At 48.7% G+C, this 22,642-nt stretch carries 23 protein-coding genes; 4 read left to right on the top strand and 19 right to left on the bottom strand.

Annotation, left to right across the window (positions count from 1 at the left end; genetic code table 11):
• Positions 1–9: 9 nt before the first annotated feature.
• From fliD to BFC17_RS05590, 6 genes are all read right to left on the bottom strand, one after another.
• Complete coding sequence (gene fliD / locus BFC17_RS05615) at positions 10–1,461, bottom strand: flagellar filament capping protein FliD (RefSeq protein WP_070175492.1); 1,452 nt, start codon at positions 1,459–1,461, stop codon at positions 10–12.
• A gap of 9 nt (positions 1,462–1,470) precedes the next feature.
• A complete protein-coding gene (locus tag BFC17_RS05610; protein WP_070175491.1) occupies positions 1,471–1,908 on the bottom strand; it encodes a flagellar protein FlaG in 438 nt (145 codons plus the stop codon).
• Positions 1,909–2,015: 107 nt separating this feature from the next.
• Complete coding sequence (locus BFC17_RS05605) at positions 2,016–2,843, bottom strand: flagellin N-terminal helical domain-containing protein (protein WP_070175490.1); 828 nt, start codon at positions 2,841–2,843, stop codon at positions 2,016–2,018.
• Positions 2,844–3,735: 892 nt separating this feature from the next.
• Positions 3,736–4,566 carry a flagellin N-terminal helical domain-containing protein gene (locus BFC17_RS05600; RefSeq protein ID WP_070175489.1) on the bottom strand — a complete coding sequence of 277 codons (831 nt, stop codon included), beginning with the start codon at positions 4,564–4,566 and terminating at the stop codon, positions 3,736–3,738.
• Positions 4,567–5,026: 460 nt separating this feature from the next.
• Positions 5,027–5,857, bottom strand: a complete 831-nt coding sequence (locus BFC17_RS05595) for a flagellin N-terminal helical domain-containing protein (RefSeq protein WP_070175488.1) — start codon at positions 5,855–5,857, stop codon at positions 5,027–5,029.
• Between the two features lie 351 nt (positions 5,858–6,208).
• The gene (locus tag BFC17_RS05590; protein WP_070175487.1) at positions 6,209–7,033 is read right to left on the bottom strand and encodes a flagellin N-terminal helical domain-containing protein; all 825 of its coding nucleotides are present in this window, start codon (positions 7,031–7,033) and stop codon (positions 6,209–6,211) included.
• Between the two features lie 247 nt (positions 7,034–7,280).
• Between BFC17_RS05590 and BFC17_RS05585 the strand changes: the two genes are divergently transcribed.
• Positions 7,281–8,210, top strand: a complete 930-nt coding sequence (locus BFC17_RS05585; protein ID WP_070175486.1) for a hypothetical protein — start codon at positions 7,281–7,283, stop codon at positions 8,208–8,210.
• On the opposite strand, the gene flgL is transcribed toward BFC17_RS05585, so the two are convergent.
• The 13 genes from flgL to BFC17_RS05520 all read right to left on the bottom strand — a co-directional run bounded on the left by flgL (position 8,198) and on the right by BFC17_RS05520 (position 20,857).
• The gene (flgL, locus tag BFC17_RS05580; protein ID WP_070175485.1) at positions 8,198–9,424 is read right to left on the bottom strand and encodes a flagellar hook-associated protein FlgL; all 1,227 of its coding nucleotides are present in this window, start codon (positions 9,422–9,424) and stop codon (positions 8,198–8,200) included. The genes BFC17_RS05585 and flgL overlap by 13 nt on opposite strands.
• A gap of 5 nt (positions 9,425–9,429) precedes the next feature.
• Entirely contained in the window at positions 9,430–11,562 is a 2,133-nt protein-coding gene (flgK, locus tag BFC17_RS05575; protein WP_070175484.1) for a flagellar hook-associated protein FlgK, read from the bottom strand.
• A complete protein-coding gene (gene flgJ, locus BFC17_RS05570; protein ID WP_070175483.1) occupies positions 11,559–12,512 on the bottom strand; it encodes a flagellar assembly peptidoglycan hydrolase FlgJ in 954 nt (317 codons plus the stop codon). Before flgJ ends, flgK begins: the two co-directional genes overlap by 4 nt.
• Positions 12,512–13,621 (bottom strand): flagellar basal body P-ring protein FlgI, encoded by a 1,110-nt coding sequence (locus tag BFC17_RS05565; RefSeq protein WP_070175482.1) that lies wholly within the window; start codon positions 13,619–13,621, stop codon positions 12,512–12,514. The genes flgJ and BFC17_RS05565 overlap by 1 nt, the downstream gene beginning before the upstream one ends.
• Before the next feature lie 10 nt (positions 13,622–13,631).
• Positions 13,632–14,315: a flagellar basal body L-ring protein FlgH gene (gene flgH / locus BFC17_RS05560; protein WP_070175481.1), complete on the bottom strand. Its 684-nt coding sequence runs from the start codon at positions 14,313–14,315 to the stop codon at positions 13,632–13,634.
• A gap of 16 nt (positions 14,316–14,331) precedes the next feature.
• Complete coding sequence (flgG, locus tag BFC17_RS05555; protein WP_070175480.1) at positions 14,332–15,120, bottom strand: flagellar basal-body rod protein FlgG; 789 nt, start codon at positions 15,118–15,120, stop codon at positions 14,332–14,334.
• Between the two features lie 47 nt (positions 15,121–15,167).
• Positions 15,168–15,911, bottom strand: coding sequence for a flagellar basal-body rod protein FlgF (gene flgF / locus BFC17_RS05550; protein ID WP_070175479.1), 744 nt, complete (start codon positions 15,909–15,911; stop codon positions 15,168–15,170).
• A 124-nt stretch (positions 15,912–16,035) separates the two neighbouring features.
• On the bottom strand, positions 16,036–17,421 hold the full coding sequence (gene flgE / locus BFC17_RS05545) for a flagellar hook protein FlgE (RefSeq protein ID WP_070175478.1): 1,386 nt from the start codon (positions 17,419–17,421) through the stop codon (positions 16,036–16,038).
• Between the two features lie 14 nt (positions 17,422–17,435).
• Positions 17,436–18,128: a flagellar hook assembly protein FlgD gene (gene flgD / locus BFC17_RS05540; protein ID WP_070175477.1), complete on the bottom strand. Its 693-nt coding sequence runs from the start codon at positions 18,126–18,128 to the stop codon at positions 17,436–17,438.
• 25 nt (positions 18,129–18,153) lie between these two features.
• Positions 18,154–18,576: a flagellar basal body rod protein FlgC gene (flgC, locus tag BFC17_RS05535; RefSeq protein WP_070175476.1), complete on the bottom strand. Its 423-nt coding sequence runs from the start codon at positions 18,574–18,576 to the stop codon at positions 18,154–18,156.
• The gene (flgB, locus tag BFC17_RS05530) at positions 18,573–18,977 is read right to left on the bottom strand and encodes a flagellar basal body rod protein FlgB (protein ID WP_070175475.1); all 405 of its coding nucleotides are present in this window, start codon (positions 18,975–18,977) and stop codon (positions 18,573–18,575) included. Before flgB ends, flgC begins: the two co-directional genes overlap by 4 nt.
• A gap of 100 nt (positions 18,978–19,077) precedes the next feature.
• Positions 19,078–19,911: a CheR family methyltransferase gene (locus tag BFC17_RS05525; protein WP_070175474.1), complete on the bottom strand. Its 834-nt coding sequence runs from the start codon at positions 19,909–19,911 to the stop codon at positions 19,078–19,080.
• Positions 19,912–19,930: 19 nt separating this feature from the next.
• A complete protein-coding gene (locus tag BFC17_RS05520; protein ID WP_070175473.1) occupies positions 19,931–20,857 on the bottom strand; it encodes a chemotaxis protein CheV in 927 nt (308 codons plus the stop codon).
• Between the two features lie 146 nt (positions 20,858–21,003).
• On the opposite strand from BFC17_RS05520, the gene flgA reads away from it, so the two are divergent.
• The 3 genes from flgA to flgN all read left to right on the top strand — a co-directional run bounded on the left by flgA (position 21,004) and on the right by flgN (position 22,637).
• The gene (flgA, locus tag BFC17_RS05515; protein ID WP_070175472.1) at positions 21,004–21,738 is read left to right on the top strand and encodes a flagellar basal body P-ring formation chaperone FlgA; all 735 of its coding nucleotides are present in this window, start codon (positions 21,004–21,006) and stop codon (positions 21,736–21,738) included.
• Positions 21,739–21,850: 112 nt separating this feature from the next.
• Complete coding sequence (gene flgM / locus BFC17_RS05510) at positions 21,851–22,192, top strand: flagellar biosynthesis anti-sigma factor FlgM (RefSeq protein WP_070175471.1); 342 nt, start codon at positions 21,851–21,853, stop codon at positions 22,190–22,192.
• Positions 22,193–22,205: 13 nt separating this feature from the next.
• Complete coding sequence (flgN, locus tag BFC17_RS05505) at positions 22,206–22,637, top strand: flagellar export chaperone FlgN (protein ID WP_070175470.1); 432 nt, start codon at positions 22,206–22,208, stop codon at positions 22,635–22,637.
• Positions 22,638–22,642 lie beyond the last annotated feature (5 nt).

Here is a 22,642-nt window from a genome sequence, read left to right as displayed (position 1 = left end):
TATTTATTCTTAACCTAATGCTGCTAACAATGCAGAACCAGTTTGATTTAATCTTGCAACGGTCTGATCGAGATTCAGATATCGATCACGCAAAATTTGCTCGTAGTTGAGCATGCGCAGATCGAAACGCTCCCGCTCATCGGCAATTTGGTCTTTGTCATCTTTCGCTGCCCTTTCGCGCAGGCTGATCAGGCCACTGTAAGACGTATATTCTTTGGTCAGCTCGAAAAGGCGCACTGCTATGCCCTGATTTTCATCAGTAAACAATTTAGCAATTTCGTCAAAATTGTCTTCCAGCGCCGCCTCCAGACGCTCGGTACCCGAACCCAGACCGAAATCTGTGGCCGGGATCTCCAGTTCACCGTCTGAATTCAGCTCAACCCCCAGGGCAAACAGGCTACCCAAAGATGAGTTATCCACGCTTGAGCCTACAACACTGGCCAGACTATTACTGATACCACGCAGTAAGGAGTCTCCCGCCAACGCGCCATCTTCTTCTAAGTCAGACTCACCGTAACGGGTTAATGACTTGATATCAGCAATGATTTTATTGTAGTTATCAACAAAATCACGGATCTTGGTTTCTAACCCCTTACGGTCATAACCAATCTCCAGGGTGGACGTTTTTCGGGTCACACCGTCAGTGTCCAGCGGTGACACGCTGGAGACCTCAAAAGACACGTTTTGAATGGTGTTTTCAAACTCGTTGGTGGCACTTTCTACCGGAATACCATCAATGGTCGCTTTCGCATTGCTGGCATTTTTTACCGGGCTCAGGTTAGTGATGGTTTCAGTTGAGTTGGTGGTAGTTAGCTTATCCAGCTCTGTACGATTGCCATCATTGACGATCACCAAATTGTTGCCGGTACCGGTAACATCAGACGTAAACACCAGTTTGGCCCCACCAATGGCGGTTCCGGTGTCGATAATATTGGCATTAACACCAAAATTATCGCTGTTGTTGTTAATCTTTTCACGCAGCTCTGCCAGTGACATGTCTTGTGTTACTTCAACCGAAAAGCTATCACCAGTATTGTTGATTTTAAAAGTCATGGTTGCTTTACCCAGACCATCGGTCAACACTTTGTCGGCGGACGAATTAAATGCGCCATTGTCGGTCTCGATGCGAGAACCACTGGCAAGATCAGAAACCGCTATCTCATAGGTGCCACGCAGTGCAGAGTTTGCTGCATCAGCGGTAAATATCTCTTTATCTTCTGACGGGTGGGTAATAGTAGGTTCACGGCCATTAATGTCGGAGTCCCGCCGCATTTCATCAACCGTGTCTTTAAAGTCAGACAGTTTGGACTTGATTTGGCCCAGCGCAGATATCTCTGCTTCTATCCTTTCTTCTTTGTCATTAAGGCGCGCTTCTTTCGGCTCGCGCTCAGCATTGAGGAGCTGCGTGACCAAATCGTCAAGCGCAAGCCCGGAACCAACACCTAACGATTGAATAGTCATAGCTTACCTCTACACTTGCTTATTAAATAACACCCCCACACTACTTCCGATGTCTTGTTGAAGGTCTTTAATTCTATCTGCCAGCCTCAAAACCTCATCTGATGGAATCTGTCTGATAACATCACCAGATGTGGAATCTTTAACAGTCACCACCGAACGCTTGGTGTTTTCATCGACAGAAAATGCCAGGTTACGGTTTTGCGCCTGCAAAAACGACTGGATTTCCTGAACCGCACCATCGAGTTCCTGGTTCTGTTCCTCTCTTTGATAGTTATCGGCAGAATTCTGCTCAGCTTGAACATCTTCTGCTGCCGGAATCACATTTTTTTGCGTATTCCGCGCCGAACTTTCCATCGCGGCCTGAGTGGATTCCGTTTCAGTTTTTGGCTGCTCTTTGGGTATGTTACCAGCAAAATTCTGGCCAATTTGTGTTGATAAAATTTCCACAACTAACCCCCTGTTCTAAAACGCATTAAACGGGCCTGCTTACACAGACGCCCGTTTTAGTAACTTGTTAACCGGCAACTAATTGCCGGTTATAAACCATCCGGCTATTAGCCCAGCAGCGATAACGCTGTCTGTGGACGCTGATTAGCCTGGCTCAGTACAGAAACAGACGCCTGTTGAATGATCTGGTTACGAGTCAGTTCAGCAGTTTCTGTTGCAAAGTCTGTATCACGGATACGAGACCGTGCACCTGACACGTTTTCCGAGATATTGCTTAAGTTACGAATAGTAGACTGGAAGCGGTTTTGCAAGGCACCCAGATCAGCACGTGCACCACCAATGGTAGAGATTGCTGAGTCAATCGAGGTTAATGCCGCTGATGCACCGCCGACTGAAGATACTGATAAGTCAGATAGCGATAAACCAGAAGTACCATAACCACCGCCGGTACGAGACAGGTTTACAGAGATAGTCTGACCACCGTTTGCACCTACCAGGAACTTAGCAGAGTAACCACCGTTAAGCAGATCAACACCACCAAACTGAGTGTCGGTTGCAACACGAGAAATCTCGGTTTTCAGTGCTGACACTTCTTTTTGCAGTGCAATACGGTCAGCTGAGCTGTTGATACCGTTTTGTGATTGCACCGCTAACTGACGGATACGTTGTAAGCTGGTTGTTACCTCAGCCAACGCACCTTCGGCAGTCTGGGTTAATGAAATCGCATCGTTCGCGTTACGCACGGCCTGGTTAAGCCCCTGGATTTGCGATGTCATACGATCGGAAATTTGCAGACCTGCAGCATCATCTGCAGCGCTATTGATTCTGAAACCTGAAGACAGGCGCTCAAATGATGTGCCTAGTTTGTTGCTCACATCGAAAAGCTGACGCTGTGCATTCAGGGCCGAGACGTTTGTATTTACATATAAACTCATTGTTAACCTCCTGGGGTTATCCCTGTAGCAAAATCTCCCCAGATCCTGCTAAGCTATAACCTTTCGTACCTGATTTAGCACTGAATCATTTATCGCGATGTAACATCGCAAAAACAACTGCTAAACCACCTCATGTTGTAGCGCTTCTCAGACACTACGCAATTCATCAAATGAATTACCCCTCAACTAAAGGTATCGGCCTAACCTTGAGAATCTTTAGTGTTTTTTTGAAAAAAATTAAAAAAAACCAAAATAAAAATATAACCAATTGTTTTTAATGGGTAATTTGTTTTAAAAAATTATCTAAATTCAGGTAATAAAGCATCTTACAGCGCCCAACAGAGCGTAAAAATACCGGGAGTTTGATGAAAAGAATCAGTAGCTGACATAGCATCAAACAAAAATAGGGAAGGGTAAAAGCGGCAGTGCTTAAGCGACATTCTTGCCTCGCTGGTAAACCCATGGTGGCAACATTTAACCGCTTCAGGTAGTCAATTTATTGTCAGCACAGCATAACGTTGTTCAGTTTAAAAATAATAAACAGCTGTGGAACCCTTGTAGACCGGGGCTTATAAATTTAATAAGCGGCAGATTGGAAATTCTGGCACTGTGGTTGCTTTAACTCTGGTGTAAGTGACGGGAAACGATTCGGCAATAAAAATAAAAAAGGCCGAGTCAATAGTGACCCGGCCAACTTGCTCACGTTAGGAGTTTGAGCAAATTCAGTTTCAGTCGGCTGGCGGAAATAGTAGAAATATACTGGCCTCTCAACCTTAAATTCTACACTCTCAATTCTGCTAGTCGGCGTTTTAATCCTTGTTGGTGGCCTTACGGCCGCCTTCCCTGGCAAGGGTTGGCCTCTCAGTTCCACCCTCTCATGGTATTTCTTAACTTATCCCAGTAGCGACAATGCTGCCTGCGGCCGCTGGTTGGCCTGGGATAATACAGTTGTACTTGCCTGCTGAATAATCTGGAAGCGGGTAAGTTGTGCCGTTTCAGTGGCAAAATCTGTATCCCGGATGCGCGATCTTGCCGCTGCAACATTCTCAGATATATTACTTAAGTTTCTGATAGTCGACTGGAAGCGGTTTTGAATCGCACCCAGGTCAGCCCGTTTGGCATCAATAGCAGAGATGGCAGAGTCGATAGTGGTTAACGCTCCTGACGCACTCGCCGCATCGGCCACCGATAGATCACTGCCGCCGTTAGTCAGGCCAGAGAATCCATAGCCACCGGTACGTGAAATATTGACGCTGATAGACTGTCCTGCATTGGCGCCCACCAGGAACTTAGCTGAGTAACCACCGGTGAGGATATCTACCCCACCAAACTGACTGGTTGAAGCAATCCGTGAGATTTCCGTTTTTAGCGCCGACACTTCTTTCTGCAGCGCTAGGCGGTCTGCGGAGGTGTTAATACCGTTCTGAGACTGGATAGCCAGTACCCGAATCCGCTGCAGCGCCGTGGTAATTTCCTGCATCGCACCTTCAGCTGTCTGGGCCAGAGAAATACCATCGTTGGCGTTTCTTACAGCCTGATCAAGCCCCTGGATTTGGCTGGTCATGCGGTCTGAGATTTGCAAACCGGCAGCGTCATCCGCGGCAGAGTTAATGCGGAAACCCGAAGACAGACGTTCAAAAGCGGTATCAAGTCCGTTACCAGAACTAAACAACTGACGTTGCGCGTTCATGGAGGACACATTGGTGTTAACGTATAGACTCATGGATTACTCCTAACAGTTAAAGTACGCGTTGTGTTTATAATTGTTTTCAACGCAGTTTAAAAATCACTTCAACGTGTTGGCACAGCCTATGCATTATCTTTTGCGTCAGTGATAAAAAACTGACGCTTTGCCTGGCAAATGCCTGGTTAAGCAGTGCTAAATTGAGCACAAGCTCATGCTGACTGCGGGTATGATGTTCAGACCTCATACCTCTCACTACCTCCTGGCTTCATTCCTGTCAGTCGGCAGCTTAGCTCAACATACAAAAGCCCCAGTGGCTTTTGTTATTTAGCCCGCTTAAACACGTTGTCTTGCAAAAAATCACTCTACTCACCGGTCGATTGCAGTCTGCCCCCACATATTGCAACTCGACCGTTTTTCTTACTTATCTACTCATCGTTATTCGATTACCGAATGCAGTCTGCCCCCGCTTTTTGCATTCGTAAGCTTATGCATAGGATTAACCTTGCAGTAGCTGTAGTGCAGCCTGTGGCCGCTGGTTAGCCTGGCCCAGTACCGTGGTGCTGGCCTGCTGGATAATCTGCCAGCGGGTTAATTCCGCCGTTTCAGTGGCAAAGTCGGTATCTCTGATACGTGACCGTGCAGCCGAGGCATTTTCCGAAATATTGCTTAAGTTTCTGATAGTTGACTGGAAACGGTTTTGTACCGCACCCAAATCTGCCCGCTTAGCATCAATAGCCGAGATAGCTGAATCAATGACTGGCAAAGTGGCAGACGCCTGACCCGCCGTTAACACGCTGGCATCAAAGCCGTTGGTTAAGCCAGAGAAGCCGAAGCCCCCGGTGCGTGACAGGTTGAAATTGATAAACTGACCAGCCTGTGCGCCTACCAAAAAGGCAGTCGAAAACGTGCCGGTAAGAATGTCGCCGCCAGCAAACTGAGAGGTCGACGCAATTCGCGAAATCTCGGTTTTCAACGCAGACACTTCTTTTTGCAGTGCCAGACGATCGGCTGAGGTATTGATACCATTTTGTGCCTGGATAGCCAGAACACGGATACGCTGCAACGCGGTGGTGATTTCCTGCATGGCGCCTTCAGCAACCTGAGCAAGAGAAATACCGTCATTGGCGTTTCGAACGGCCTGATCCAGGCCCATAATTTGTGATGTCATGCGGTCTGAAATTTGTAGTCCAGCCGCGTCGTCTTTGGCGCTGTTGATCCGGAAACCGGAAGAAAGGCGCTCAAAGGCGGTACTCAAATGGTTATTTGAGGTAAACAGTTGCCGCTGAGCATTCAGCGACGACACATTCGTGCTAACGTATAAGCTCATTTTTTAATCTCCTAACGATTTTTGTATTACCCAGGTTTTTATTATTTTTGTTAACCTGGTTTGGCCGATCATGTTGTTGTTATTGGGGCGATCAACCTGACACTTTTGCGTATTTATTATTATTGTTCGCAGTGCCTTTGTAATAGTTATCGTGCAGACAGGAGAAATCCTTTAGCCTTTTTTTACTAAATTTTATTGAGCTTATAAATCAATTAGTTAGAAGCAATAAAGCGCCGGACTTTCGTCCGGCTGATGCTCATTTTGATTGAGAGTGAGCTTACTCCCGGTGTCAGGCGGATACCTGGTTCACTACCTCCTGGCCCCATTCCCTGACTTGGGTGTCATAACGGATTATCCTAACAGCTGTAAGGCTGCCTGAGGACGCTGGTTTGCCTGAGACAAAACAGTCGTACTCGCTTGCTGGATAATCTGGTTACGAGTTAGTTGCGCAGTCTCTTCCGCGAAATCAGTGTCTTTGATTCGTGAACGGGCTGCTGATACGTTTTCTGAGATATTGCTCAGGTTACGAATAGTCGATTGGAAACGGTTTTGCAGTGCACCTAAGTCGGCACGTACACCACCAATGCTGGAAATTGCTGCATCGACCAGGGCCAAAGCACCAGATGCGCCGCTGGCTGAAGATACAGACAATGTACCTACACCCAGGCCTGAAGCACCAAAGCCGCCTGAACGAGACAGGTTAACAGAAATAGTCTGACCGCCGTTGGCGCCAACCAGGAACTTAGCTGAGTAAGTGCCGGTTAACAGATCCAGGCCGTTAAACTGTGAGTCAGTTGAAATACGTGAAATTTCGGTTTTCAGTGCCGATACTTCTTTTTGCAGTGCCAAACGGTCAGCCGAGCTGTTGATACCGTTTTGTGACTGTACGGCCAGCTGACGAATACGCTGCAGAGCAGTCGTGGTCTCGTTTAGCGCGCCTTCAGCGGTTTGAGTTAATGAGATTGCATCATTAGCGTTACGTACAGCCTGGTTCAGACCCTGGATCTGAGAAGTCATACGATCGGTAATTTGCAGACCTGCAGCATCGTCAGCAGCTCCGTTAATACGGAAACCTGATGAAAGACGCTCAAATGAAGTGCTTAACGCATTAGATACATCGAACAACTGGCGTTGCGCGTTTAATGCAGACACATTGGTATTGACGAACATAGACATAAAGTCTCTCCTACACTCTCAATCCAGCACGAGCTGGCTACCGGGATCTCCGGTGTTTGCAATTTAAATAGTAGTCATCAAAACCTGAGGGGTAATTGATGAACTGGCTCTCTCATCATCTTTATCGACGAAAGGGAAATTCCCTTTAATAAAAAATCACTCTTTTTTTAAACAGCGGCACAAAGTTGCCGGTCAGTTCGTGATAACGTATTGCCGGTAAAACAAAAATACGAAGAGAAAATGGCCTATGAAAGTAACTCTTAAGCGTCTGACCCGGGTATGCAGAGGCCCGACTCACAATGCTTTTGGCGATCTGGTGTTGTTTAATGGTCGTCTGTTGGTGTGTTACCGTCAGGGCGCTCACCATATGAGTGAAAATGGCATTATTGTTATTGCCGAAATAGACGCCAACGGCAAACCATCGCGTTTTCAACAATTGGTTAGTCCGGGCGGTGATCTGCGCGATCCCCATTTTTGTGTAGACAATAACCGACTCTACCTGCTTGCCCATCAGCGCTGGTTACCCAGCCTCGGCGCGGCTAAAACCTACACCTGGTTCAGCGATAATGGTATTAGCTGGTCATCCCGTCATGATCCGGGTCCGGATAACTGGTGGTTGTGGCGCGCGACTAAGTTTAAGGGCGTGCATTGGGGGCTGGCCTATCATCGGCCTTCCGAGCAACTGGACTTATTCGCCGGACATCTACGGGGAAAAATGCATCGGGTGGTCACCGGAGCGATGTCAAAGCAACGGCATCAGTTGGGTTACCCGAATGAAACCGATTGTTATTTTACTGCCCAGGGGGAAATAATTGCGGTAGCCCGGCGCGATGCCGATAGCTTTACCGCTCAGCTGGGTCGCAGCTTACCGCCCTACACCCGTTGGCAATGGCAGGATCTGGGCGATTACATTGGGGCACCGGTGTTGTTGCCGGTTAATGATGAGATTACTCTGGTTTGCGGCAGGCAGTTTACCGGCGCAAAGTTTGTTACCCGGCTGTGGGCATTGCACCTGGCAACTGCCAGTCTGACACCGCTGGCGACTTTGCCAAGTGGTGGCGATAACAGCTATCCGGGCATGATTTTCCATAATGATAAACTGTACATCGCGTATTACTCCAGCCATATCGACAATCAAAGCCGGATGTATCTGGCCGAGCTTAATTACGAAATATAGTTAAATAAAGACAGGTTAGAAATACGCGGGAAGGTAGTTAAAGCCGCCGTTAATGCGGCTTCCTGCTTGGCAAACTCTGCTGAGGCTTCGGCGTAATCCACATCCTGGATGGCGCTGCGGGCTTCTTTGGTCGACACTTCTAAATCCAGATTGGTCTCGTAAACCGACTCTGCCACATTTAAACGGGCACCAATGGAGGACACTTCCAAAGAGATTTTTTCCAGCCCGTTATCAATGCCTACCAGCGCGTCGGCCAGCGCTTCGCGATAATCCGCATCACCAATTTGCTCGTTATCCAGCGCCTGTTGTAAGTCGTATAAGGTGGTGGCCAGGTTTTTCTTTTCCGGCGCATCCAACTGAAAATCAAGAGTGTTGCCCACACCGCCCTGCAAATTAAAATCGATACCAGCAAAGGTAAAAGGCGAACCCGGCGCAAAGCTTTGCGTCGATACCACAGTACTGGTACCCACGTTTTCTATTTGCAATTGATTAGGTGCAGTTATCGTAATGCGGTAGTTATTATTGGCCGGAGTGAGCGGATCGTAGTTGTTACGGTAGAAGGCATCAAAGTCGCCCTGCCCGGCAACCAGCGCCTCGTCGACCGAAATGCCTGAACTTCCGGTAATGCTAAAATTGCGGCGGGCGGCTACATCATCAAAAATAGCCTGACCCGAGGCACTGCTGCGAATAGTGACGCTGTTGGAAAGCTGCACTTCGTTCTGGCCGCTGTCGCCCTGATAAGTATAAGCATTGCCGGGGCCCGCACCATTTAAAACAAAGGGTTGAATTTCGGACTGATAGCCAGAAAAATAGTAATCCCCCTCGGCATTTTGCGAATTCATCAAATCAAAAACTTCATCTTTGATTTGGCCGATTTCGGATGCCAGCGCCTTTCGGTCAGAGTCAGACAACAAGCCATCCCCCGCCTGTAAGGTCAACACCCGGGCCCGGTTAACCGAATCGGTAATATTACGCAGGATGGTTTCCTGCTGGGTCAGGGAACCGGTCACTAAATCGTTATTGCGTTGGAACTGTTTAAGGCTATCGAGCTCTTCGGTCATCCGCAATACTTTGGCCGCGCCAACCGGGTCGTCCGACGGCTTATTAATTTTTTTGCCGGTGGCCAGCTGCTGCTGAGTATCAGCCAGACCGGACTGATTATCCATAATGGCACGGATATTCTGATCGTAGAGCTGATTAGTTGAAATACGCATGGTGATTACCTGACCGCCGATAATATAGTATTAAACAATTCCTGAGCTGTGCTCAATATTCTCGCGGCTGCCGCATAGGACTGCTGATAGCGCACCAGGTTAGCCGCCTCTTCATCCAAACTGACGCCGGATACTGAGTCAAACCATTCCGTTGACTGTACTTTCATAGTTTCGGCAGCTTGCAATGCGATACTGGCTGAGGCCGATTCTTCACCAATACGGCTTACCAGCGTAGAGTAACTTTCATGCAAGGTACGCGGCTTGCTGTTGGCATTGGTACTTAACTGAACCAGGGATTCCCGTTGTAATCCGGCCAGCGACAGCGCATTTTCATTATCAAAACTGCCTTCACTATTATAGCCAATAGTAAAAGAGTCACCGGCTACCGGCTTGCCCTGCAGACTAAAGTCATAACCCGGATAGTCATTTAATGCAGAAAACTGCGAGGGCCAGGCGGGCACACCCGAAGCTTCAGCCTGCCCCAGCAAATTTTCGTAGTTGGTTACGCCGGTTACGCTGGTGATCACATTGGCAGGCGATTCTCCGTCCAGTACATCAAAGCTGGTTTCCGAGGTAAACACAATCTGCACCGGCGCACCTACCGTTGGGCTTGGCGATGCCGCTAAATTATGGATCCCACCGGCGCCGTTAAAAGCAGAAGCTTCTGCGCCCAGGGTATTATCTACGGTGGTGTTGGTCACTCTTGTGGACGTAACGCTGGCATCACCCAAATTGTTTTGCCCTACGTTCACCCGAATTGGACTGGCAAAGGCCAAATCTTCCGGTCGGGTGGTCGCCATGGTGATATCACTGGCTGTGTATTTTACTGGCTGGAACAAAAATTCGTTACCGATGCTATACCCACCGGCTGACTGAAAATCGATTTCTATGCCGCCCGGTATTTCGGTATACCCTGCACCTAAAGAGATTCCGGTAAACGTTACCGGCAGGTTGTTTTCATCCAGTTTAGGCGTGCCATCACCGTTTAACAGTTCCACTGAGACTTCGGTTGGCACACCCGCGGAAACATTGGTCACCGTTACCCGAATATCCGCATCGGTCACTTCGCGGCCTTTGCCTGGCGTAAACTGACCTGATGCCATTAACGTATCCGGCGTACCGGTATAGGGCATGCCAGCTAACTCAGGTAGTGTGAAAATATCCGCGCCCAGCTGAAAATCCAAATCCATACCCAGTTTGTTCTGAGTGTTTACCGCATCGGCAAAAGAAACCGCCAACTGGCCCACATCGCGCTGTGCCGGGCCCAGGATCTCATCACGATAACGGAACAGGCCGCCTAAAGCGCCGCCGAGATCGTTTTCCGTAATCCGGATGTCAGTGTTATTTTTGTTACCTTCAAAATTAGTGGCCAGTTGCAGCTGTTTGTACATCACGTCGGCATTATCGGTGAGTTCAAACAAATTAAAGCTGCCATCTTCGAGTACTAGCGACTCACCGCTGGCCAGATTAACCAGCAACGAGCCACTGGCATTGGAGCTTTCGCGCACCGTGATGTCCATCAGCTCCGCTAATTCGTTAATCGCATTGTCGCGCTCGTTAAGCAGCGCTGTGGGTTGATCGCCCGTGGCATTGCCAGAAACCACCAGAATCGCTTTATTCAGATCGCCAATGGTGCCTATCAGGCTGTTCGCATTGTTCACCATGCTTTCAAATTCTAAATTAAGCTCTTCTTCCTTGTAATTCATGTAATCGGCAATGGATGACATACGGCGCAATAACGCATCACCTTCACTCAGCACCAAATCGCGGGAAGCCAGATTGGTGGGGTCGTCGGCAGCAGTTTGCACCGATGCAAAAAAATCACTTAAGCCGGTTGCTAAAGAATTCGCCTCATTCGCCAGCAAGTTATCAATGGCGGAGGTTTTGGTTGAGAAAGTTTCCCACTCACCCACCAGCGTAATGTCGCGGCGCATTTGGTTCTGCGCAAATTTATCGACAACCCGTTCAGTTGATGCCCGGCCCACGCCACCAGTGAGTTCATTAATGAATACCGTGCGCTCACGCACGTATCCTTCTGAGTTAACGTTGGCGATATTGTTACTGGTGGTTGAAAGCAGACGACTGCTGGCGTTAACGCCACTGGTAGCAATTGAATATAAATCGATATTACTACTCATGGCAGGTAGCTCCTGAATGAGTCGCTGTGGTACACCGCCATAACTTTATCAGCATAGTTTGGATCCGTAGCGTAGCCGGCATCCTGCAATGCCTTAAAGTAGGCTTTGGGATCATCAGCTTGTTGCACCGCACTCTGATATCGGTCCTGCTGCATAATAAACTGCACGTAATCTGCAAAGCCCTGTTCCAGGCTATCGTAAGTACGAAATGCTGCCCGCTGCTGGCGAGCGACGGTGCCATCAAATTCCATGGTACTGACTGCCGCTGATCCGCCCTGCCAGCTGGCATTGGCTTTTATGCCAAATAAATTGTTGCCACTTTCGCCGTTACCCTGATGAATAACATGTTGTCCCCAGCCCGTTTCAACCGCAGCCTGAGCCAATAACGCCTGTGGCTCTATGCCTAACTGTGCTGCCGCTTTGCTGGCCGCCGGCCATAGTTGTTCAACAAAAGCCTGAGGACTTTCAAATGCTGCCGCTTTGAAGGCTTGGCGGTGTTCGGCACTACTTAGTACTTCTGCCGTTTGCTGCGCTTGCTCGGTACGCAACTGCCGCTGCCGGTTTAACGATGCCAGATTGCCGTCGTTACGCGCCACACTTGCAGGGATGTAATCCTCAATATCGTGCTGCCCAAGCTGCTGAACGATGATTTCAGCCAGGCCAACACCGCCGCCACTGGAAAGGTCCTGGGCCAGCTGCTTGTCGTGCATGTCGCGATAAAATTTAACCTGCTCGCTGTTAAACGGGCTCTCTTTGTCGGCCAGGGCATCCTGCGCCTGACGCATGGATTTCAGCATCATTTGCACAAAAATCGCTTCAAACTGTTGCGCCGCTTCTTTAAGCGCTTTGTCATCTTTGCTGTAGGCGGCTTCACGCAAGCGGTTCAGACTGGATAAGTCATGAACGTTTCGTGCCGACTCCAACTGCGATTTTGTGTTAAGAATATCCATCAGATCACCACCAGCTCACCTTGTAAGGCACCCGCCTGACGCAGCGCTTCCAGAATGGCCATCAGATCGCCCGGTGCAGCGCCGACTTCATTAACCGCACGCACCAGTTGATCCAGCGTTACCCCGGGTTCAAATTTGAACATGCGGCTATCAGCCATGTTCACGTCGATAATGGATTGCGTTGTGACAGCGGTTTCACCCTCAGCCAGTGCATTAGGCTGAGTTACCTGTTGGTTTTCACTAATAGTGACCGTTAGGCCACCATGGGTAATAGCAGCAGGTAGCAATCGAACGTCCCGGCCAATCACAATAGTGCCGGTGCGGCTGTTAACTACTACCCGGGCAGGTGCATCGGCTGGCGTAAATTCAAAGTTTTCCAGGGTGGCCAGGAAGCCAACTCGCTGACCGGGATCCCGTGGTGCCGTTACCCGCACCGACGCGGCATCCAGAGGTTCTGCTATGGAATAGCCTTTTTCGGGCTGTGCCCCAAGGCGCATATTAATCACATCTGCCAGCGCTTTGGCGGTAGAAAAATCCGGATAATGTAAGTTCAGGGTCAGGCTGTCGCCGCTGGCAAAACCACTCGGTACTGCACGTTCCACCAAGGCACCGTTGGCAATTCGACCAACGGTTGGGGTGTTAACAATAATCCGTGAACCGTCGCCGCCCTGAGCGCCAAAACCGCTGACCACCAGTGAGCCCTGTGCTACCGCATAAATATTGCCATCAACGCCTTTCAGAAACGTTTGCAACAGTGTACCGCCCTGCAAGCTGCTCGCCTCACCTACCGAAGACACGGTTACGTCAATGGTTTGACCCGGCTTAATAAACGGCGGTAAGTCAGCGTGAACAGCCACGGCAGCCACGTTTTTAATTTTAGGCTTAATGTTTGGGTCCAGGCTGATACCAAAGTTGGTCAGCATGGTTCGGAAACTTTGTTCGGTAAACGGGCTTTGTTCGCCGGTACCGGGTAAACCGACAACCAGACCATAACCAATCAGCTGGTTGCTCCGGACGCCCTGAATACTGGCCACATCTTTAATGCGTTGTGCCTGAGCAACAGAACACATCGTCAGACAACAGAGTACTACTGCAATCAATTTACTCATGTCATATCTCCTAGAAAGGCCACCATTCGGATGAGAAGAATTTGGTTAACCAGCCTTTTTCCTGAGAACGGGCAAAGCTGCCGGTACCGCTGTACTGAATGCGAGCATTGGCAATGCGGGTAGACAGAATTTCATTTTCCGGTGAAATATCTGACGCCCGGATAATACCGGTTAAACGAATGTATTCATCACCCTGATTTAAGGTCAGCCATTTCTCGCCGCGGATAACCAAATTCTGATTAGCCAGCACTTCCACCACGGTGACCGAAATACTGCCGTTCAGACTGTTACTCTGGTTGGCCTGCGCATCGCCGGCGAAATCGTTGGAGGCATTAACACCCAGCTGAATAGACTGACTGCCAAGGTTAAGGACATTTCCGCCTAACCCGGTAATTGGCTGTACGTCTACCCCGGTTTGTTTACTGGTCGTGGTGCCCGCAGATTTAGATGCGTTGGTATTTTCGCTTAGCGTAACGGTGATAATGTCACCTACCCGGCGTGCCGTTACATCTGAGTACAGGCTGTTGGCCATGCGAGGACGAAACAATCCGCCGTCCTCGACGATTTGTTCACGCGGCATTTCGGGAATGACCGGCGCGAAGGACGGATCGTTAGCCTGTACATGATTAGCCGCCGTGCTGGCACAACCACTCACCAGGACGACAGACATAATCACCAGAAGTAGACGTAACATACGCTCACCTATATCACTAAAGCTGCTGAATAACCTGACCAAGCATTTGGTCTACCGACGAAATCACCTTGGAGTTCATTTCGTACAGGCGCTGACTTTCAATCAGATTGACCAGCTCTTCGGTAACGTTAACGTTGGAGGTTTCAAGCGTGCCCTGGACCAGTGTGCCAAGCCCCTGAAGGCCCGGAACCCCTTGTAACGGCGCACCCGAAACGGCGGTTTCCACATACAGGTTCTGACCAATAGGCTGTAAACCGGTAGGGTTAACAAAATCAGAAATATTCAGCTGACCCAGCACCTGTGGTTCCGCCTGACCACGAACAGACGCTGACACCTGACCATCCTGAGAGATAGTAATTTGCTGAGCATCTTCAGGGATCGCAATTTCCGGCTGGAGCAGGAAACCTGCGCCCGGGGTTACGACCTGGCCCTGATCATTCAGCGTAAACTGACCGTTGCGGGTATAGGCAATAGTGCCATCGGGCTGCAAAATCTCGAAAAATCCACGGCCCTGAATGGACATATCCAGCGCGTTATCCGTGGTGAGCAAATTCCCCTGAGTGTGGGCTTTTTGCGTAGCCACCACTTTAGAGCCAGCGCCGATCATCAGACCGGAGGGCAACTCTGTATCGGCAGACGAACGACCGCCCGGCTGATTGATATTCTGATAGAGCAAATCTTCAAAGATTGCCCGGTCTTTTTTAAACCCTACCGTTGATGCGTTGGCCAGATTGTTGGACACCACCGAGACATCGGTTTGGGCGGCGTCAAGCCCGGTTTTACTGATCCAAAGTGCTGGATGCATAATGGTTTCTCCTCTGCCTGTTCGTGTCTAACGGCAAACTATTAGATTTAGATAATGCGTAATAACATGTTGCCGCGCGTATCTAGCGTGTCAGCCTTCTTCATCATTTTGACCTGCAGCTCATAATGGCGCTGCAGGTTGATCATGCTGACCATTTCCTCGATAGCGTTCACATTGGAACCTTCGAGCATACCGGTCATGACAGAAACGGTTTCATCAGCCTGGGCATCAGTGCCATTTTTCAGGCGGAATAAGCCGTCGTTACCGCGCTCCATGTCGCTGTATTCGGGTTTAACCAGTTTTAGTCGCCCGACTTCTTCAATTACTGCTGCCGGCGCGCCCTGGGGACGAATCGATATGGTGCCGTCTGCGGCGATGTTTAAATTATCTAAAGGCACCGGCAGAAATAAGGGACCAGCATCGCCCATCACAACGTTACCGTGAACGTCTTCCAGTACACCGTTCTGGCCGAGCTGAAAATTCCCATCCCGGGTGTAAGCTTCGTTACCCTGTGCATCCTGCACAGCAAACCAGCCATCGCCCTGAATCGCTACATCCAAATCACGATGGGTCTGAATCATGGGACCTGATTCATAGTTGTTGGTCGGGCTTTCGGTCATGGCAAATACCCTGGACGGCAAACCTTCGCCGTATACCGGCATTGCCCTTGCCTGTTCCAGCTGTGCTTTAAAGCCGTTGGTCTGGGCATTAGCCAGATTATTGGCGCGTAATGACGTGCCAACCAGGTCCTGACTGGCGCCACTACTGGCGATATAGAGTAATTTGTCCATGACTGCCTTTTGACGCTTTAGAAAGATTATCTATAGCTTTGCAAAGGCAGTGCCAATGCGGCAGGAATATACAATGAGAAAAATAAAGGCCGCAGAATGCGGCCTTAGAGTAACAAATTATTGACTATCGGATATTTAGGATAGTCTGGTTTAGCTGGTTATTCACTTCCAGTGAACGGGAGTTAGCCTGGAAGTTACGCTGAGCGATAATCAGGTCAATCAGCTCAGTGGTCAGGTTAACGTTAGCCTGCTCCAGTGCTGATGAGTTAATTTCACCAAAGGTACCTGTGGTGGCCTCACCCGCCAGGGCTTCGCCTGATAAGATACTCTCTTTCCACTGGGTATTACTTTGCTGCGTCAGACCCTGTTCGTTGGAAAAACGCACCAGCGCTACCCGCACAATTGGCTCTGAGGTACCGTTAGAGAAGGTAGCTCTTACCAATCCGTCCGGACCGATATCAATACCGGTTAAACGACCTACCGGCAAACCATCCTGCTCCAGTGAAGTCACCTCAAATGCAGAGGCGAACTGGGTCGGCTCGTTAGGTGTAGCAGCGCCTGGCTCCAAATTAAAATCAATGTTAATTTGCTGTGTTGGATCAGACCCATTGGCCAGGATTGTTCCGCCTAAAGCTTCTGTTCGAATTTTAAAATCTGACTGAGCAATGCCATCCGGTGATTCGATACCCGTGAAATCACCGCCCTGACTGAAGATAAGCTTGGCTGCAGTAACCGCGTTACCACTTGCTGTGCCCGCTGTATTCACTGCGGTTGTAGGATCAGAATTAGTTCCATCGGAGTTAACCATATCCACCAGATTATCATCGACCGCTGATACCACATACCACTCGTTAGTCGTCGTTGCTGCGTTGTCTTTAATAAAGTAATAAGTCATCACGTGGCTGTCACCCAGTGAATCGTAAACGGTTACTGAGGTGGCAGCGTTGTATGTAAGTGGATCTTCCGGATCAAAGTTATCCGGATCCAGCCCGGCATCGCCAGCAGGCAGGTTCATGCGAATATCCACTTCTGAGGTTTGTTGCGGGCTACCTGACGAATCAGGAATACGTACTGGCACTGTGGTACTTAAGGCTACCGAGGCACTGGTACCATCGGCGTTAACCGGAAAACCAACCAGATTCTCACCGGCACTGTTAACCACAAAGTTATCCGAGTCCAGCTTAAACTGGCCTGCACGAGTGAAAGAAAAGTCTCTGGAAGTGATTTCAGGCACCGTAGCAAAAAAACCATTACCGGTAATGGCTAAGTCCAAAGCAGTATTGGTGAACTGCAGGCTACCCTGGGTAAATTGCTGGGCGACTTCCTGCGTCAACACACCATCACCGACTTTGGTTTTACCCCCTGCCAGTAGTGAGGCAGCATACACATCACCAAATTCAGCCCGGGACTCTTTAAAACCTACTGTGTTCACGTTAGCGATGTTATTCGCGGTAGTGTCCAAATCTTTTTGTGCGGCAGAGACGCCACTAAGTGCTATGTTAAAAGACATATGCTTTGCTCCTACTAACTGCCGATCTGGATGACATCATTCAGATTAATACTGACATCACCCTCTAAATTTAAAATAATGCCCTGGCTGCTACCGGCCAGGCTAACACTGCTAACATGACGATGCACAGCGGTGGAAATTGCCACGCCCTCACCATTCACATTGCCGCTGGCACTGACCTGATATTCGCCGGGCGGCATAAGATTGCCGCTGCTGTCCGTGCCGTCCCAGTTAAACTCGATGTTACCTGGCGCCTGAGTACCGGCGTTGATGGTGCGAACAATCTCACCGGTGGAATTGGTAATCGTAATTTCCATGTCCTGTACAGTCTGGTCATTAACCACAAAGCCACTAATCCCAGCGCCCTCACTGCCCATATAACCCACATTGGCTTCAACCAATACATCCTGCCCAATCAGGCTGGAAGCTTGTAATGCCTGGTTAGATGTCATTGACGTGGCAAAGCTTGCAAACTTTTCATTGAGCTTGTTAATACCATCAGCGGTGGTGAACTGTGTCATCTGCGACACCATCTGATCGTTATCTACAGGCTTGGTCGGGTCCTGATTCGCCAGCTGTTCGGTTAACAGCGCAAAGAAATCTTCCTGAGATAAGGACTGCTCAGTGCCGTCTGCAACCTTTACTGTCTCTTCCTGCCAGTAAAGGTCGTTGTTCAGTCCGGTGGTTGTATTACTTATCGTACTCACAATAGTATCCTCTTAATGACCACTACTACTGGCCCTGACCCAGGGTCAGCACACGACGGAAGATCCGTTTGGTAGTATCAGCCACCTGAACATTGGTTTCATAAGCTTTAGACGCTGACATCATGTCTGCCATCTCTTCAACAATATTGACGTTGGGTTTATAGATATAACCATTATCGTCGGCCAGTGGATTGTGTGGTGCGTACTCAACCTGCAGTGGACGGTCGCTTTCAACAATCCCCATCACCTTTACTTCGGAACCTTTGCTAAGCTCACTGGAGGCGCGGTTAAGTTCGGCAGCAAATACTGCGTGGCGGGCACGATAGGTTTCGTTCTCGCTGCTGCTAACGGAGTTTGCATTGGCAATATTACTTGCGGTGGTGTTCAGGCGAACGCTCTCGGCGTGCATACCCGTTGCAGAAATTGACATAACATCAAATAAACTCATTGACCTTGTCCTCCACTCAGTGCTTTCTTCATGCCTTTAACTTTTCCGTTCAGGAATTCAACCGTTGCCTGATAGCGCATACCGGTGTCCAGGAACGCGTTTCGTTCGTTTTGTACCTCAACCGTGTTGCCGTCGCCGGTATCTGGTTGAGTTGGCACCCGAAAACCAATTTCGCTCGACGAAACCATGTTGCCACTTATATGTTTTTCATGGGTGCGGGTCATCGACTGGCCGCTTGAGTGCTGGGCTTGTGCCATAGCTTTCTGAAAATCGATGCCGCGGGCTTTATAACCGGGGGTGTTGGCATTTGCCAGATTACCGGCGATAACTTCCATCTGATCGTTGCGCACATTGAGCGCCTTCTGATGGAATCCCACTAACTTGTCTAAACTGATTGCCATAACACTTCTCCTCTGACATCTAAAAGAAAGCAAACACAATGCCAACAGCAGAGAAGGATTTAGCAATAAACGAAGAGAATATACTAATTAATTGTTTTGATTAGTCTTTTTTGGCGTAATACAAACCAGGGTTGCATTTAACCATGCGGTAATGATCCGCCGCAGCCGCCACAGATTCTGACGCTCCGAGGAATAGTATGCCGCCTGGATTTAGTTGGGCGGCAATTTGTTGCAGTATTTTTTGTTTCAGTTCAGTGGAAAAATAAATCAGCACATTGCGGCAGAACACTATGTCAAACTTACCCAGCGAAGAATAGCTGTGCAGCAAGTTAAGACTACGGAAGCTTACCATCCGCCGCACTTCAGGCTTAATTTGCAGCATGCCGCTGGCATGTTGCTGGAAGTAACGCTGCCGGCGTTCTGCCGACAGGCCACGGGCCAAAGAAAGTTCGTCATAAGTCCCTTCTTCACACTTGCGCAGCATATTACTGGATAGATCCGTCGCCACAATTTCGACACTCAGATTAGCTGCGCCAGGATTTAGTCGCTGATATTCCAACACGGACATAGCAATGGAGTAAGGCTCCTGTCCGGAAGAACAGGCTGCACTCCAGATCCGGAATCGCCGTTGACGTGTGGCAAGTTCCGGTAAAATTTGTCGGATGAGTAATTCAAAGGGGTAACCATCACGAAACCATAAGGTTTCGTTAGTTGTCATGGCATCGATAACTTGCTGCAACAAGGCGCGATCGCGACCGGAAATGGATTGCCGCAACAGTTCATCAATGCTCTTGATATCGCGCTCGTGCAAAATTCCGCCCAAGCGACTGCGCACCAGGTATTGCTTATTATCACCTAACACTATTCCGCACTGTTGTTGTAAAAACTCGCGAAACTGACGGTAAGCGTCAGGCGATACTTCCTTATTAATCAATCAGATTTTACTCCGCTAATCACTGATCAGGACCCAGCCATTTTTGTACCGCAGACGCCAGTTCATCGGGGTGGAATTTAGCAATAAAGTCGTCAGCGCCAACCTTCTTCACCATGGCCTGATTAAATACACCACTTAAAGAAGTATGCAGAACCACGTGTAAATTTTTAAGTTCAGGCGTATTTTTTATTTCTGCAGTCAGGGTATACCCGTCCATTTCCGGCATCTCGATATCCGACACTAGCACACCGACTTTATCAGTCACATCGCCGGTTTCAGCAGCAATTTCTTTTAGTCGCTTAAGCGCTTCGAGACCGTTTTTGGCCACTTCTATCTCTAGTCCCAAAGTTGTTAGCGCACGTTTTACCTGATTGCGTGCAACCGAGGAATCATCAGCAATAAAGATAATTTTATCTTTGTATGCTTCGGTATCCAGTGTAGACGCAACTTCTGCACTCACTTCGGTATTTAATGGAGAAATTTCGTTGAGAATTTTCTCAACGTCGAGAATTTCGACTAACTCCCCTTCCACCTCGGTTACTGCCGTTAAATAGCTCGCACGGCCAGTACCTTGTGGCGGAGGCATAATAGCATCCCAGTTTGTATTGATGATCCGCTCTACCGCACCAACCAGAAAGCCCTGTACAGAGCGGTTATATTCGGCAATCACGATAAATGCGGTTTTGAGATCTTCAATCCGCCGGCCACCGGTAGCCATACTTAAATCGATCACCGAAATGGTCTGTCCACGAATATGCGCCACACCGCGAACCAGGGGATTCAACTTTGGCATGGAGGTGAGTGCCGGACATTGCAACACTTCCCGAACTTTAAACACGTTAATGCCAAAGCGCTGGCGTCCGTTTAATCGAAACAGCAATAACTCGAGTCGGTTTTGACCGACAAGCTGCGTACGCTGATTAACCGAATCTAAAATTCCAGACATACTTCACCTCATTCTCTCAATATGGGCATAGAGTTTGCGTATTTCATGTTAAACAAAGGTGGCGTCAATAAACTGTCGCGGCTTTTTGAGATTAGCAAAACTCGCTGATTTGTATTTAATGATAGTCAAAATGAAAACATCTGAACATGAAAATATTGAAAACATTACTTTTGCCTTCACAACTTGCTTTCATACTGACTACAGCTATCACCTTAGCTCACTTTGACGTAATTGCCCAACAAAAGGCATTAACCTCTCATGAACGCCTGACCAAAGCCGTTGCCAACTATTTGACAACGCGTTTGCAGTCAACCCAAGAATCTGATTTTGCAGATAATATTAATGTCAGTGTGACACCGATAGACAGTCGGATTAATATTCCCGATTGCACTGTTCCTTTTAGTTTTGACGTAGACCCCGCCACGCTGCAACAGTCTTATCTCAACGTAAGGGTAAGCTGTGACAGCAACAACTGGTATTTGTTTTCCAGTGCCAAGGTAACCCGCACCCGCACCATTGTGGTCACAGCGAGTATGATCAGTCCCGATACGGTTTTAACTTCATCGCACCTGACCCTGGCCGATGTGGATGTTAAGCAGTTACGCCACACCCCGTTTAACGATCTCAGTCAGTTAATTGGCGCCCGGCTTAAATACCGGGTCAGAGAAGGTCAACCAGTGCAAAGTAATATGCTATGCTTTATCTGCAAAGGTGATAGAATTACTATTAGTGCAGTGGTTGGTGCTATGCGGGTAAAAACCTCCGGCATCGCCCGGCAGGATGGTGTTATCGGCGATTATATTGAAGTCGTGAACAGCAGTTCCAACAAGTCTGTTATTGCTGAAGTTGCCAGCACACAGGAAGTCGTGGTGAATCTGTGATAAGGTGTAAAAATATCGCAGTTTTTTTACCCAAAAAACGGTATTGAGCCTAAAGAAATTCTGCCTCTGGCCGATATAATATGTGAGGTTAAGAAGGTAGTGGATATTAATTATGGCAATTAACAATATAAACAATGGCTTACCCAAAGCTCCTGTTGACAACAACAAGGTCAACAGCCAGCAACAGCCACAACAAAATAAAGCAGCTGCGCAACAAGCCGCTGCTGCGACCGCTCAGGCCACCAGTGCGCCAAGACAGGATTCTGTGTCTCTGACTCAGTCTGCTCAGCAGCTGAATCAGGTGCAAAAGAAAAGTGCTGACGCTCCGGTAAACCAGGAGAAGGTCGACAAACTGAAGAAAGCTATTCAAAATGGCGAGTACAAGGTTGATCCACAGTCACTGGCTAAAAAAATTGCCCGACTGGAATCTGAGATTTTTGGCTTAAAATCCTGATAAGTGACAAGGCATGACCGCAGCATTAACCGAACAGCTGACGCAACAAACTGACAACCTGGCGGCATTGAAAGTGCTGCTGGATAAAGAGTTGCATCTGATAGGTTCACGTGATGCAGAGGCGCTAATGACCTTGTTGAAAGAAAAAGAAGCATTATTAAGCACTATCCAGAACCTTGATGAGATCATCAATCCTCAGCTTCAGGTGCTGCAACAGGCAGCACCGTTGCCAGACGAAATTCAAAGTCATATCGACGAAGCCAAGACATTACTAAGCGAATGCCAGTATTGCACTGAAGTTAATCAGCTCGCAGTAGAGCAAGGCCAGTTGCGTCTGGTTCATTTACGCAACCTGATGATGGACGTTCGCGCCAAAGAATCCCTGACCTATGATAAAGCCGGTAAAAAGAAAGGCGGTTTTTCAGGCAAAGGCGTCAGCGCCTGACCAAG

This window comes from Marisediminitalea lipolytica (genome assembly GCF_001758465.1).
GTDB lineage: Bacteria > Pseudomonadota > Gammaproteobacteria > Enterobacterales > Alteromonadaceae > Alteromonas > Alteromonas lipolytica.
This window is presented reverse-complemented; position numbering and strand designations above follow the sequence as displayed.

Excerpts from the sequence above, each read along its gene's own strand:
- fliD (WP_070175492.1), bottom strand. The coding sequence starts at position 1,461 with ATGACTATTCAATCGTTAGGTGTTGGTTCCGGGCTTGCGCTTGACGAT.
- BFC17_RS05605 (WP_070175490.1), bottom strand. The coding sequence starts at position 2,843 with ATGAGTTTATATGTAAATACAAACGTCTCGGCCCTGAATGCACAGCGT.
- BFC17_RS05600 (WP_070175489.1), bottom strand. The coding sequence starts at position 4,566 with ATGAGTCTATACGTTAACACCAATGTGTCCTCCATGAACGCGCAACGT.
- BFC17_RS05595 (WP_070175488.1), bottom strand. The coding sequence starts at position 5,857 with ATGAGCTTATACGTTAGCACGAATGTGTCGTCGCTGAATGCTCAGCGG.
- BFC17_RS05590 (WP_070175487.1), bottom strand. The coding sequence starts at position 7,033 with ATGTCTATGTTCGTCAATACCAATGTGTCTGCATTAAACGCGCAACGC.
- BFC17_RS05585 (WP_070175486.1), top strand. The coding sequence starts at position 7,281 with ATGAAAGTAACTCTTAAGCGTCTGACCCGGGTATGCAGAGGCCCGACT.
- flgL (WP_070175485.1), bottom strand. The coding sequence starts at position 9,424 with ATGCGTATTTCAACTAATCAGCTCTACGATCAGAATATCCGTGCCATT.
- flgK (WP_070175484.1), bottom strand. The coding sequence starts at position 11,562 with ATGAGTAGTAATATCGATTTATATTCAATTGCTACCAGTGGCGTTAAC.
- flgJ (WP_070175483.1), bottom strand. The coding sequence starts at position 12,512 with ATGGATATTCTTAACACAAAATCGCAGTTGGAGTCGGCACGAAACGTT.
- BFC17_RS05565 (WP_070175482.1), bottom strand. The coding sequence starts at position 13,621 with ATGAGTAAATTGATTGCAGTAGTACTCTGTTGTCTGACGATGTGTTCT.
- flgH (WP_070175481.1), bottom strand. The coding sequence starts at position 14,315 with ATGTTACGTCTACTTCTGGTGATTATGTCTGTCGTCCTGGTGAGTGGT.
- flgG (WP_070175480.1), bottom strand. The coding sequence starts at position 15,120 with ATGCATCCAGCACTTTGGATCAGTAAAACCGGGCTTGACGCCGCCCAA.
- flgF (WP_070175479.1), bottom strand. The coding sequence starts at position 15,911 with ATGGACAAATTACTCTATATCGCCAGTAGTGGCGCCAGTCAGGACCTG.
- flgE (WP_070175478.1), bottom strand. The coding sequence starts at position 17,421 with ATGTCTTTTAACATAGCACTTAGTGGCGTCTCTGCCGCACAAAAAGAT.
- flgC (WP_070175476.1), bottom strand. The coding sequence starts at position 18,576 with ATGAGTTTATTTGATGTTATGTCAATTTCTGCAACGGGTATGCACGCC.
- flgB (WP_070175475.1), bottom strand. The coding sequence starts at position 18,977 with ATGGCAATCAGTTTAGACAAGTTAGTGGGATTCCATCAGAAGGCGCTC.
- BFC17_RS05520 (WP_070175473.1), bottom strand. The coding sequence starts at position 20,857 with ATGTCTGGAATTTTAGATTCGGTTAATCAGCGTACGCAGCTTGTCGGT.
- flgA (WP_070175472.1), top strand. The coding sequence starts at position 21,004 with ATGAAAATATTGAAAACATTACTTTTGCCTTCACAACTTGCTTTCATA.
- flgM (WP_070175471.1), top strand. The coding sequence starts at position 21,851 with ATGGCAATTAACAATATAAACAATGGCTTACCCAAAGCTCCTGTTGAC.
- flgN (WP_070175470.1), top strand. The coding sequence starts at position 22,206 with ATGACCGCAGCATTAACCGAACAGCTGACGCAACAAACTGACAACCTG.